This is a genomic window from Bacilli bacterium (assembly GCA_035326105.1).
Lineage (GTDB): Bacteria > Bacillota_I > Bacilli_A > RFN20 > CAG-826 > UBA7706.
Genome location: DAOKYO010000001.1, coordinates 36,910 through 50,437, shown reverse-complemented (window position 1 = coordinate 50,437; position 13,528 = coordinate 36,910). Strand labels below are relative to the sequence as shown.

9 protein-coding genes and 1 other annotated feature are annotated in these 13,528 nt (G+C 43.5%); of the genes, 8 read left to right on the top strand and 1 reads right to left on the bottom strand.

The genetic code is table 11. From position 1 onward, the window contains the following. Positions 1–8: 8 nt before the first annotated feature. The gene (locus tag PKC96_00205) at positions 9–1,355 is read right to left on the bottom strand and encodes a potassium transporter TrkG (protein HML99746.1); all 1,347 of its coding nucleotides are present in this window, start codon (positions 1,353–1,355) and stop codon (positions 9–11) included. 303 nt (positions 1,356–1,658) lie between these two features. Here PKC96_00205 and rplK point away from each other — a divergent pair, with 303 nt between their 5' ends. The 8 genes from rplK to PKC96_00165 all read left to right on the top strand — a co-directional run bounded on the left by rplK (position 1,659) and on the right by PKC96_00165 (position 13,467). Further along, on the top strand, positions 1,659–2,072 hold the full coding sequence (gene rplK, locus PKC96_00200; GenBank protein HML99745.1) for a 50S ribosomal protein L11: 414 nt from the start codon (positions 1,659–1,661) through the stop codon (positions 2,070–2,072). Between the two features lie 48 nt (positions 2,073–2,120). After that, positions 2,121–2,807: a 50S ribosomal protein L1 gene (rplA, locus tag PKC96_00195; GenBank protein HML99744.1), complete on the top strand. Its 687-nt coding sequence runs from the start codon at positions 2,121–2,123 to the stop codon at positions 2,805–2,807. A 7-nt stretch (positions 2,808–2,814) separates the two neighbouring features. Further along, positions 2,815–2,934 (top strand) — a sequence feature (ribosomal protein L10 leader region). A gap of 44 nt (positions 2,935–2,978) precedes the next feature. Beyond that, entirely contained in the window at positions 2,979–3,467 is a 489-nt protein-coding gene (rplJ, locus tag PKC96_00190) for a 50S ribosomal protein L10 (protein ID HML99743.1), read from the top strand. Positions 3,468–3,488: 21 nt separating this feature from the next. After that, positions 3,489–3,866, top strand: a complete 378-nt coding sequence (rplL, locus tag PKC96_00185) for a 50S ribosomal protein L7/L12 (GenBank protein ID HML99742.1) — start codon at positions 3,489–3,491, stop codon at positions 3,864–3,866. Positions 3,867–3,939: 73 nt separating this feature from the next. Next, positions 3,940–4,554 carry a methyltransferase gene (locus PKC96_00180; protein ID HML99741.1) on the top strand — a complete coding sequence of 205 codons (615 nt, stop codon included), beginning with the start codon at positions 3,940–3,942 and terminating at the stop codon, positions 4,552–4,554. Positions 4,555–4,574: 20 nt separating this feature from the next. Beyond that, positions 4,575–8,201, top strand: coding sequence for a DNA-directed RNA polymerase subunit beta (locus PKC96_00175; GenBank protein ID HML99740.1), 3,627 nt, complete (start codon positions 4,575–4,577; stop codon positions 8,199–8,201). 15 nt (positions 8,202–8,216) lie between these two features. Beyond that, complete coding sequence (rpoC, locus tag PKC96_00170) at positions 8,217–12,071, top strand: DNA-directed RNA polymerase subunit beta' (GenBank protein HML99739.1); 3,855 nt, start codon at positions 8,217–8,219, stop codon at positions 12,069–12,071. A gap of 79 nt (positions 12,072–12,150) precedes the next feature. Further along, positions 12,151–13,467, top strand: a complete 1,317-nt coding sequence (locus PKC96_00165) for a hypothetical protein (GenBank protein HML99738.1) — start codon at positions 12,151–12,153, stop codon at positions 13,465–13,467. Positions 13,468–13,528 lie beyond the last annotated feature (61 nt).

Sequence of the window (13,528 nt, the reverse complement as noted above, 5' to 3'; positions counted from 1 at the left end):
ATTTCCTCCTAGCCGACAATTACGTCAGCTTCTATATTAGCGTAATGTAATTTTTCTTCCCGATTCATGGATTCGCTGACGGATGAAATTAAAGTCATCGGTCCAACTCGGCCAAAGAACATTAACGTACATAGCACTATTTTACTACCGGTCGATAGGTAAGGGGTAATTCCAAAAGAAGTGCCCACTGTTCCAAAGGCGGAGAAGCATTCGAATACAACTGCGGAAAGACCATAAGTCGCGTATATGTCATTGCTGGGATTGTTTTGTTCCAAACGATTTACCACCAACACACCAACCATGATGGCCATAAAAGCAAAGAAGACAAGGGTTGTAGCCTGAACAAAGTTCTTTTGGGAAAAGGAGCGCTTAAAAGCTTGAGCTTTTTTACCGCGGATAAAGCTCCAGCCGGTGATGAGAATCACGAACCAAGTGGATGTTTTAGTTCCGCCTCCGGTTGAAAGCGGAGAAGCTCCGATAAACATCAATAAGAGTAAGATTCCTCGGGCGCCAGTGGTAAGCCCGCTTATTTGAACGGTATAAAATCCTGCGGTTCTAGCCACCACACTTTGAAATAAAGCGTGATAAAAACTGATACCACCCTCATCTAACAAGAAAACTAAAAGCGCACCACCAAAGGTTAGTATGAATGACATCAAAAGAGAAATCTTGGTAATTATGCTCCAATTACGAATGCGCTTTGTTTTCAAAATATCACCGATGACAAGGAAACCAATTCCCCCTAAAAAGACCAGCATAATTGTGTTTAATGTCACAATATAATTTCCATAATACGGCATCAGTGAGGAGTCGCCGATAAGGTCAAACCCGGCATTGTTAAAAGAACTAATGGCTTGGAAAACCGCTTTTCCAACACCGACCCAAAATCCGTATTGAGGGATGAACACAAGCATAAATGGAATAGATCCGATAGCTTCGATTATCAAAGAAATAACGACCATTTGGCGAATAAAACGCAGTATGTTCGCGTTTTGACCGACGCTGAAAGCCCGTTTTAACAAATAGCGATCAAGGACGGAAATTCGTCTTCCAAAAAGTGTGACGGTGAAAGCAAAAATTGTAATAAAACCGAGTCCGCCTAATTGAATCAAAAGTGCGATAACGACTTTTCCAAAGACGGAAAAGGTGTCAACCAAACTACTGTATACATTCAGTCCGGTAACGCATACGGCGCTCGCGGCCGTAAAAAAAGCATCGATGAACTGTGGCATTTCGCGATTTTGATAGGCCCATGGAGTCCATAAAATAAAACTGCCGAGCAAAATGACGAGAAAAAAACTCAATGCCACGGCAAGATATGGAGAAATGTGCAACTTTTTTAAAAGCCGATACATAGTATCCTCAATGAGTTATCAATAACTCTAGCGTGAATATAGCACAAGTCCCAGTAATTGTCTACACGACCGGGTTAGGCTCTTATTGACCGCTAAATAACACTTTTATATAAAATGTTCAATATTTTTTTAGTAAATATAAGAAAAAACGTTGCCTTTAGTCTATTAAACATTTATAATACCAAAGCGTAGGTTGGAGGAGTATGGCTTCTTATAACCTACGGTTTGTTTTGTGGAAGGGTGCACGATTAGCCCTTTGACCACAGCACGGACAACATACTATTTATCAAGGAGGAAAGTCACGTGAGTAAAAAAATCGCTAAGGTAGTTAAACTAGAACTCATTGGTGGTGAGGCTAAACCAGGACCAAAGCTTGCTTCGGCCGGTATTGTCATGCCCAAGTTCTGTACAGATTTTAACGCCAAAACGGGTGACCGGAAAGGTGAAGTGGTTCCGGTTATCATTACTGCCTATGAGGACAAGTCATTTGACTATGTCATCAAGACTTCGCCGGTTGCCGGATTGCTTTTAAAAGCAGCGGGCATCCAAAAGGGTTCTAGCAACGCTAAAACCCAAGTTGTTGGCCATATTAGCCAAGAACAATTAAAGAAGATTGCCGAATACAAATTGCCTGATTTAAATTGCGATGATTTGGAAGCAGCGATGAAGGTTGTCGAAGGTTCCGCTCGTAATATGGGCATTGCTGTCGATAAATAAAACGTGGAAGAGCAGAATGCTCGTTAATACCACCAAGGAGGAAATTTTATGAAGAAAGGTAAAAAGTATCAAGCGGTTGCGTCTCTTGTTGATGCGACGAAGCTTTACGAGATTGCGGATGCGGTTGAGCTCGTTAAAAAAACTTCTACCACCAAATTTGATAGTACCGTTGATGTTTCTTTCCGTTTAAACATTGATCCCCGTCAAGCGGATCAACAAATTCGGGGTACGTTAGTGCTCCCCCACGGCAATGGCAAAACCAAAAAAGTTTTAGTCATTACCAACACCAAACTTGATGAAGCAAAAGAGTCCGGCGCCGATTTCTTCGGTGGCAAGGAAATGCTCGACAAGATTAAAAATGAAAACTGGTTTGCTTTTGATACAATCATCGCCACCCCAGATATGATGGGCGAAATCGGAAAATTAGGCCGGGTTCTCGGACCGAAAGGCCTGATGCCAAACCCTAAAGCCGGAACGGTCACGATGGATGTTGCAAAAGCTGTTGCTGAGGTTAAAGCCGGAAAGATTGAATATCGTCTCGACAAGGAAGCCAATATGCATGTTTCCTTTGGCCGGGCTTCATTCTCCGCTAGTGATCTCGCCGACAACCTAAACGCCATTTGCGAGCGGATAGTTCATGTTCGTCCGTCAAGCGTAAAGGGAGTCTACATTAAGAACGCTGTTATCCATACGACCATGGGACCAGCTATCCATATTACTTTTAATGGTCGCTAATTAAGTTTCGAAAGCATTCAATATACCAAAGACAGCAACGGCTAGATTAAAGCTTAATAATGTTGCCGAGGTGTAGGATAAAGATTATTCTCGAAAACTCCCATCCAGGGAGTTACTCATGGATATTGGAAGCCTCAGAAAATACAAAAATTTTTTACAGGAGGTGGAACTATGAATCAGAGCGCTTTGCAAGCGAAAGAAGCGGTAGTTAAGGAAGTCGTTGAATCGGCCAAAAACGCCAAATCAGTTCTTATCTGCGAATATCGCGGATTGACTGTGGCGGAATTAACTGAACTTCGTCGGTTGCTCAAAAAAGAGAATGCGAAGTTGGCGGTTTATAAGAATTCATTGGTCGAACGTGCGGCTGCTGAACTCGGATATACAAGCCTTAATCCATTGCTCGAAGGACCTAATGCTATCATATTTGCAGATGATGCAATTTCGGGAGCCAAAGTCCTTACCAAATACGCGAAGGCCAACGATAAGTTGGTTGTCAAAGGTGGAATCGTTGAAGGTTCTTTACTTGATGGCAAGCAATTGGTTACTTTATCAAAGTTACCGGGACGCGACGGCCTAATTTCTATGTTCTTGTCGGTGCTGAACGCACCAATCCGGCAATTCGCGGCTACAATTAAAGCCGTTGCCGATGCCCAAAACTAATACCATCAGGAGGAAAAAAACATGGCAAAGTTAACAAAAGAAGAGATTATTGCCTCTCTTAAAGAGATGAGCGTTCTCGAACTCAATGATTTAGTAAAAGCTGTTGAAGAAGAATTCGGTGTCTCCGCCGCCGCTCCAGTCGCTGCGGCCGCTGCTGCTCCAGCTGAAGAAGAAGCTGCTAAGGGACCATCTGAAGTCTCGCTATTCGTTAAGGCGGTTGGCCCAACGAAGGTTCAAGTAATTAAAGCAGTCCAGGCCATTACCGGTCTCGGACTTATGGATGCCAAAAAGTTAGTTGACAAGGCTCCAGTTGCTATCAAAGAGAAGATTTCTCCAGTCGAAGCCGAAGAACACAAGAAAGCTCTTGTCGAAGCCGGTGCTGAAGTCGAAATCAAATAAGTTAGCTAGAGTCTAGACGTTAAAACTCGCTTACCAATAGGCGGGTTTTTCGCGCTTTTAGGGGGGTGAGAATGTGAGCCATTATTTTACCAGTGACGAGGGTGTTAAAAGCCAGCCGCATCTGATTGAATATACGATATCCAACCACACTTTCTCCCTTATTAGTGACTATGGCGTTTTTAGTCAAGGCAAGTTAGATCGAGGAAGTGAGGCGCTGCTTAAGCACCTCACTTCTATCAATCTAAGCGGAACAATTCTCGATCTCGGAGCTGGGATTGGAGTAATTGGAATTACCTTGAAAACATTTTTCCCCGAACTAAAGGTAATCATGCTCGAAATTAATGAACGAGCGATTAAAATGGCGAAGGAAAATATTAGGCGCGACAATTTAGCGGATATCGAAGTTCGAACTAGCGACGTTTGCTCAGCTCTTAGGGAGAACGAAAAATTTGTTGCCGTTGTAACTAATCCCCCAATTCGTGCCGGAAAAAATACCGTCTACAGAATGTTCAAGGAAGGTTACGACCATCTATTTGATGGCGGTTCGCTCTTCTTCGTAATGCGAAAGAGCCATGGCGCACCCAGCGCCCAGAAGTTTGTGGCAGAGTTGTTTGGTAATTGTGAACTAGTGAAGCGAGATCACGGTTACTATATCTTCCATGCAGTACGAAATAACGAGCAAAAATAACAAGCAAAGCGAGGCCATTTATGTCTAACAACTTCAATTTACCTAAAAAAACTTTGACCAATCACCGGATTGATTTTTCAAAAATCTCCGGAACTCTATCTCTTCCTTATTTGGTGGAAATCCAAACGGATTCCTTCAAGTGGTTCTTAAGCGAAGGAATCGAAGAGGTTCTAAAAGATGTATTTCCAATTAACAACTACGCGGACAATTTAGTCATCGAGTATGTTGGATGTCACTTTGAAGAACCAAAATATGACTATTTAGAATGCAAAACCCGAGATTTTACCTATAGTGCTCCTTTAAAAGTTAAACTTCGTTTGCGGTTTAAAGAAACCGGCGAAATTAAAGAGAGCGATGTCTTTATGGGCGACTTCCCGTTAATGACCGATTCGGGCACTTTTATTGTCAATGGTGCTGAGCGCGTTATCGTGAGCCAACTTGTGCGTTCACCAGACGCCTACATGTCAAAGACAATGGATAAGTCCGGAAAGTGGATTTTTGAAGGCGACCTGATTCCGACCAGAGGAACTTGGCTCGAATTTGAAAGTGATGCCAAAGATATTCTCAATGTTCGAATTGACCGGCAAAGAAAGATGTTTGCCTCGATCTTCCTTAAGGCGCTCGGTCTTACGGACGATGAGAAAACATTGGAACTTTTTGATTCCCATCCGGCCAAAAAATCACGTAAAAAGAAAGCGGATGAAAAGGGAGATGACGAATTGTCTCCGTTGGAACTCACCTTGCGCAAAGATGCGGAAACACGGAGTTCAAATCAAGCTCTTTTTGAAATTTTCCGGAAACTTAAGCCGGGAGAACCGTCGACTGAAGAAGGAATTGCCAACTTTATCGTGCAGAAATTCTTCGATCATAAACGCTATGATTTGGGACGGGCTGGACGTTATAAATTTGCTAAGAAATTAGGCATTTATAACCGTTTAACGGACATGATTTTAGCGGAAAATCTCGTCAGTGCCGATGGAGAGATTGTTTTCCCTGCCGAAACCTTATTAACTAAGGAAATAGTCGAGGATTTACAAGCTCAAAAATTCTTTGAGAAAGGTGCTCATGTCGAGCATATTTCCATCAATCAATCTCTAGATTCACATGACGCGGTTAATGTAGTCAAAGTCTATACTAATGATAAGAAAGAGAGAATCGTTTCTATTGTGGGAACGGATTTGACCCTTTCTGATCAATGTGTGACAATCCCCGACATGATTGCTACGTTCTCTTATTTTATGAATATTCAATTTGGCATCGGCCAAACGGATGACATTGACCATTTGGGCAATCGTCGTGTTCGCTGCGTCGGAGAATTAATTCAAAATCAGTTCCGGATCGGACTTTCAAAAATGGCCAAGGCCGTTAAAGAAAAAATGTCCATTAGTGAAATTGATTCCGTGACTCCGCAATCATTAGTTAATATTCGTCCATTAACGGCGAGTATTAAAGAATTCTTTGCCAGTTCGCAACTTTCGCAGTTTATGGATCAAACCAATCCGCTCGCGGAATTAACGAATAAACGTCGGTTATCGGCTTTAGGACCTGGCGGTCTTACAAGAGACAGAGCCAGTTTTGAGGTTCGTGACGTTCACTATTCACATTATGGTCGTATCTGTCCGATTGAAACCCCAGAAGGTCAAAACATCGGTCTTATTAATAACCTCGCTTGCTATGCAAAGGTCAACAAGTATGGTTTCCTTGAAACTCCGTATCGGAAAGTGGAAAGAGGAACCGGAAAAGTTCTTGATCGCAGTGAGTACTTATCGGCCGATCAGGAGCGCGAATTTGTTATTGCCCAAGCCAATGTCAAGCTGAATGCGGATAACATTATTATTGATGAAAATGTCGTAGCTCGTCATGATGGCGAAAACATTGTTGTGTCTCCAACTAAAATTGATTATATTGACGTTTCCCCTAAACAGATTGTCTCGATTGCGGCCGCCTGTATTCCTTTCCTTGAAAACGATGATGCGATGCGGGCCCTTATGGGTGCGAACATGCAACGTCAGGCGCTGCCACTATTAAGACCACACGCGCCTTTTGTTGGCACGGGTATGGAAGCGAAGATTGCCCACGACAGCGGATCTTCCGTCGTGGCCAAAGCCGATGGCATTGTCACTTATGTCGATTCACGGAAAATTATCGTTGATGAGAACGGCACGAAGAAGGTTTATCTGCTTCAAAAATATGCCCGTAGTAACCAAGGAACCTGCTTCAACCAAAAACCGATAGTCAATATTGGCCAAGTGATTAAGACGGGTGACGTTATCGCCGATGGACCAGCGATGGAGAATGGCGATTTAGCCCTCGGACAAAATGTCACGATAGCTTTTATGACTTGGAACGGATACAACTATGAAGACGCGGTTATCATGAGTGAAAGACTTGTGAAAGACGACGTCTACACTTCTATTCATATCGAAGAATACGATGTCAAATGCCGGGAAACCAAACTTGGTAAAGAAGAGATTACCCGCGACATTCCAAACGTGGGTGAAGATGCGAAGAAGTATCTGGATGAACGGGGAATTATTGTTCCTGGAGCGGAGGTCAAAGAAGGCGATATTATCGTTGGCAAGACCACGCCAAAGGGACAAAGTGAACCTTCTCCGGTTGAAAAACTGATGATGGCAATAGCCTCTGACAAGGCTAAAGAAGGAAAAGATACATCCCTTCGGGTTCCGCATGGCGGAGCCGGAACGGTTGTTGACGTAAAAATATTCACTCGTAAAGCCGGAGATGAGTTACCTCCGGGTGTCGATCAAGTTGTTCGCGTTTATATTGCTCAAAAACGGAAGATTTCCGAGGGTGATAAGATGAGCGGACGGCATGGTAACAAGGGTGTTATTTCTCGCATTCTTCCGGAAGAAGATATGCCATTCCTGCCGGATGGCACACCCGTGGATATCATGTTGAATCCACTCGGAGTTCCTTCACGGATGAACATCGGTCAGATTTTGGAAATTCACTTAGGCATGGCCTGCAAGCGTTTGGGAATCAAGATTGCAACTCCCGTTTTTGACGGAATGAGCAATGAGGAAATTTTCGCGCTCATGAATGAGGCCGGACTTCCCAAGGACGGAAAAACCATTCTTTATGATGGCCGTACCGGTGAACGTTTTGATGAACGAATCAGTGTCGGCGTTATGTATATGATTAAATTGGTACACATGGTTGATGATAAACTACATGCTCGGGCGACCGGACCATATAGCCTTGTCACTCAACAACCACTCGGTGGTAAAGCACAAAATGGCGGTCAGAGATTCGGTGAAATGGAAGTTTGGGCGCTCGAAGCCTATGGAGCGGCTCATACTCTGCAGGAAATTCTTACCATCAAGTCGGATGACCGTGTTGGGCGTCGTCGGGCCTATGAGTCAATCATTAAGGGTCGGCCGCTTCCGCAACCCGGCATTCCAGAATCTTTCAAGGTTCTAACCAAAGAATTCCAAGGACTTGCGCTTGATGTTCAATTGCTCGATTCGGATGGTAGTTCCATCGATCTCAACCAAATCGCCAAAGATAATATCGAAGAGGAAAGACGTATTCGTCGTTCAATCCGCGATAAAGACGAAGGCGATGATCAAGAAGAGATTGTCGTGGATGAAACGGAATTAACGTCTACCATTGCAGACGGAGAATAAAAGGAGGAATGAAAAATGTTTGATGTAAATCGCCTGGCGGCTATGAAAGTGGGCCTGGCCTCCCCCGAAAAAATCCGTTCCTGGTCTCATGGTGAGGTAAAAAAGCCCGAGACCATTAACTACCGGTCTCAAAAGCCGGAAATGGAAGGCTTATTTTGTGAACGCATTTTTGGTCCTAGCAAGGACTATGAGTGTCACTGCGGAAAGTATAAGCGCTCACGCAATCGTAATATCGTTTGCGAAAAGTGCGGCGTTGAAGTTATTTCGAGCGAAGTGCGGCGGGAAAGAATGGGGCATATTGAACTTGCCTCACCCTGCTCCCACATTTGGTATTTAAAGGGAATTCCATCGCGCATGGGATTAATCCTTGACGTGTCTCCCAAGCAATTAGAGGAAGTTATCTATTTTGCCGGACACATTTGTTTAAACCCAGGTACATCTAAGGTTCTTTATTATAAGGAATATTTGGATGAGAAGGTTGCCCGTGATGTCTTTAAACTTACGATTCAGGAATTCAAGGATACCCTTCCCGAAGGTTCCTACGAGGCCGCTCAAGCTGAAGAGATTGTGGCTAAGATGGAAAATGTTGCCCAACCATTCGACTTTTACACGGTTTCAAAATTTATTTCTAAATATACGGGAGCCGAATTTGGCGAAGGTGCGGAAGCTATTAAGCGTCTTTTGAAAGAGATTGATCTCGACAAGGAGTTTAATGGCATTACGGAATCGCTCAAAAACTCCACCGGACAACGGCGGCAGAAAGATGTTAAACGTCTTGAAGTTATCGAAGCTTTCCGTAATTCAGAGAATCGTCCCGAATGGATGATTTTAGACGTCATTCCGGTTATTCCACCGGATTTACGTCCGATGCTTCAACTTGATGGCGGTCGGTTTGCCACCAGCGACTTAAATGACTTATATCGTCGGGTTATTACCCGTAACAACCGGCTTAAGAAACTGATTGAAATGAATGCGCCCAGCGTCATTCTTATGAACGAAAAGCGGATGCTTCAGGAAGCGGTTGATGCTTTGATTGATAACGGACGGAGAAACAAACCGGTCACCGGCAGCGGCGGTCGGCCTTTAAAATCTCTTTCCAGTGCCTTAAAAGGTAAACAAGGTCGTTTCCGGCAGAATCTTCTAGGTAAGCGGGTCGACTATTCCGGACGTTCGGTTATTGCCGTCGGTCCAAGCTTAAAGATGTATCAATGCGGTATTCCGGTCGAAATGGCAATTCAACTATTCCGTCCTTTTATCGCCAGTGTTTTAATTACCGAAGGCAAAGCCAACGGGCATCGGAATGCTGACAAGTTAATCGATAAATATGATGAATCGGTTTTCGATATTATCGAGCGGATTATTGGCGAACACCCAGTTTTACTAAACCGGGCCCCAACGCTTCACCGTCTAGGTATTCAGGCTTTCCAACCGGTTCTGGTTCAGGGAAGGGCAATTCGTCTTCACCCTCTAGTTTGTACTGGTTTCAATGCTGACTTTGATGGTGACCAGATGGCGGTTCACGTTCCTTTGGGCAAAGCCGCTCAAGAGGAAGCATTGGATCTTATGCTGGCCAGCAACAATATTCTTGGCCCGAAAGACGGCCGACCAATTGTCACTCCTTCTCAAGATATGGTTATCGGTAACTATTACCTTACGACCGAAGAAGATAAGGAAGAATTTAGCAAGCGGGCCGAGGATGATCGGGCGCGCGGCGACGAGGAAGAAGCCGCTCTTTACGATATGTATGCCGCAAGTGAAGGCAAGGTTTTTAAATCAATTGAAGAGGTGCTTTTAGCCTATCAGACTAAGCAAGTGCATCTTCACAACCGAATTGCCATTCCGGGCTCGGCCTTGAAGAAAAAAGGCTTTACCGTCGAGATGAACAACTCCTATATGTTAACGACCGTCGGCAAGATTATCTTTAACCTAATTTTCCCGGCCGATTTCCCTTATGTCAACGAGCCGACAAAAGAGAACCTTGAAAACGATTTGATTAAATTCTTTGTTCCTAGAGGAACGGATATTAAGTCAGCGATCGCTTCAATTCCTCTGCGTTCCCCCGTTAAAAAAGGCGATATTTCCAGAATAATCGACAGTGTTTTCCACCGCTATGGAACTTCGAAAACATCCGCTGTACTTGATAAAATCAAGGACCAGGGATTCCGTTTCTCTACGGTGGCGGGACTTACGGTCGGTATCGCGGATATTCGTCTTGTTGAAGGCAAGAATCAAATTATTGCTAACGGCGATGCGCAAGTGGCTAAGATTAACCATGCGTTTGCAAAAGGCCTGCTTACCGAAACGGAACGTCATGCTCACGTCATTGAAACATGGCAGGATGTGTCGGATAAAGTTAAGGATGCCTTGACCATTCAGTTTGATGCCGATAAACACAACCCTCTATTTATGATGAAGGATTCCGGAGCTCGCGGTAACATCTCGAACTTCTTGCAGCTTGAAGGTATGCGGGGACTTATGAGTTCGCCAAATGGTGATACGATTGAGCTTCCGATTAAATCCTGTTTCCGGGAGGGAATCTCCGTTTCCGAGTTCTTTATCGCCTCACACGGTTCTCGTAAGGGCGGTGCTGATACCGCATTAAAAACCGCCGACTCAGGCTACTTAACGCGTAGACTTGTCGACGTAGCACAAGATGTCATCGTTCGGGAGGACGATTGTCATTCCGATCATGGCTTTGTTGTCACGGAAATCAGTGAGACCAAGCAAGGACAAAAATCAGTTATTGTCTCCTTAGCCGATCGGCTTATCGGCCGGTATGCGGTTCGGGATATTGTCGATCCGAAAACGGGTGAATTGCTTATTAAGGGCAATACGTTGATTAACGAAGATGATGCCAAACGAGTTGGCAACTCCAATGTTGAATCAGTCGAAATTCGTTCATTGTTCGGTTGCGAAACCAAGGACGGAGTTTGCCGTCACTGCTACGGTCGTAACTTGGCAACGGGCAAAGAAGTTGAAATTGGCGATGCGGTCGGCGTTATGGCCGCTCAATCTATCAGCGAACCCGGTACCCAATTGACGATGCGTACCTTCCATACCGGCGGTGTTGCCGGTGGAGAAGACGTTACGCAAGGTCTACCTCGGGTTCAAGAATTATTTGAAGCTCGCAATCCAAAAGGTGAAGCCGTCATTTCGGAAATATCCGGTGTTGTATCGGGCATTTCGGAGAGCAACGGACGCTTTACGATTGAAGTTAAAAACGATCTTGAAAGCAAGACTTACCTCACTAACTACGGAGCCCGTTTACGGGTGAGCATGAAGCAAGAGGTCAAGAATGGCGAACGGTTGACGGAGGGAACAATCTCTCCGAAGAAGTTACTTGAGGTCAGTGATATTACGGCGGTTGAAAACTATATTCTCAATGAAGTTCAGAAGGTTTATCGAGTTTCAGCCGCGGTCAATATTTCCGATAAGCACATTGAAGTTATCATTCGGCAAATGTTGCGTAAAGTCGTTGTCGTCGATGGCGGTGATACTGAATTATTACCGGGAATGCGGGTCAATGTCATTCGCTTTACCGATATTAATGAGCAGGCGCTTAACGAAGGCAAACGGCCAGCGGTTGCTCGGCCATTAATTCTTGGAATTACCAAGGCGGCATTGGAAACGGAAAGTTTCCTCTCTGCAGCTTCCTTCCAAGAGACAACCCGGGTTCTTACCGATGCGGCGATTAAGGGCAAGATTGATCCTCTTCATGGCTTGAAGGAAAATGTCATTACCGGCAAGCTCATTCCTGCGGGTCGGGGCATGCTTACGCGCGAGGAAGAAACGGGTATGCTTGACGCCTTTGAAGTTCGCGAAAAAATGGAAGAGGTTGATGATCATTATAAAAGCGATTACGATAAGTAATTCGTAAGATAAACCCACCTAAAAATTTAGGTGGGTTTTTTTGTCCTAGAGGCCAAAAAAAATATATAATATAGACATTATGATTAAATTAGGCCTTCCCTTCAAAGCAGAAATGACAGATTCCCTTTTAAAGGCTCTAAAGGAATATTTTATCTTGCTTTTAAGCGGTTTGATGTTTTTTATGTTTATGCCGGATCTTTTTCCGGCCATTTTATTATTGATGATTGCGCTATCGCTTATTGTGAAGTTTGCCGGATCAAAGGATTTTTTTATTCGATTAGATCCGCTCTTTATTGGACCAATTGTGATGCTTCTTTTCTTTTTTACGGGCAGCGGCAGTGAAAGCGAAATCAGCATATACCGTGGCGGACTGATTGTTACTTTTTGGTTAGCGGGAATCTTTTTTATTCTTCTGTCAATTATTTTTCATTTTTTGCCGCCAAGGATAATGAAGCATTTCTTGCCCTTAAAAATCCGTCAGGCTTTAAAAGTTTTCTTCATTATAGGGGGCTTAATTGTTTTAATCTTCACTCAGTTGAATACGTTTTCTTTAATCAACTGGCCGTTATTAGCCCTGACCGTGATCGGTTGTGCGCTGGCGGTTGTACGTATTCTTAAGGTGAAATCAAGGCCGAATGTATTGCGGATAATCTCATTTGCGCTTCTGTTTTTACTTTTGCTTTTTGGCCTTGTCGAAGCGATAGGCAACCGCTCCCTCCTAGATTTTCCGCATATTGTCGAGACTTCTTTTGCCTGGGACACCTATCAATCATCTTTCTTTTTACTCATCAAGCCGCTAAGTTTTCTTCATTTTGATTTGACTAGTATTCTAGTTATACTACCGACGACCTTCGTATATTTTCTAAATAGTTATGATCTAAAAGAAAATATAGACAAGGACCGGGAGATGAATTCACAGTCACTATTGATAACGATGATATTAAGCCTTTTTGCTTTTTCTCCGATCGATATTTTAAATAAAGATACTAAAGCGCAAAAATCAAGAAAACCGGTCTTGATTTTGATCTATGCGATTATTCTTTTGTTGACCGCATTCATAGTGCCGTTAATTTTAGGAATGCTTAAAACCTTTAGTCCCAATGTGTTCATCGTTTTAATTTCTTTAGAATTAATACTTGTCATCATAAAGCCGATTTTTAAGGGGTCAATTGCCATAAATATATCTGCCGATAGAATTAAGGAATATGTTTTAACCGGAATATTTATAATGGGCGAATTAGTGTTGATTTTTGATTTAATTTACTGTGATCGTTTCGGTCATTTTATTCCCTTTGGAACGGGCTTTTATGTTCCCGGTTTCATTCCAATACTTGTCATTTTGCTACTTGTACAATCGTTTTGGCCGGCCAAAAAAAAGAAACCGCTTTCACAATAAACAAAGATAGTTTTTGATTGCCCTCAATGACACTTAGTAATAACGTAAGCATACATGAAAA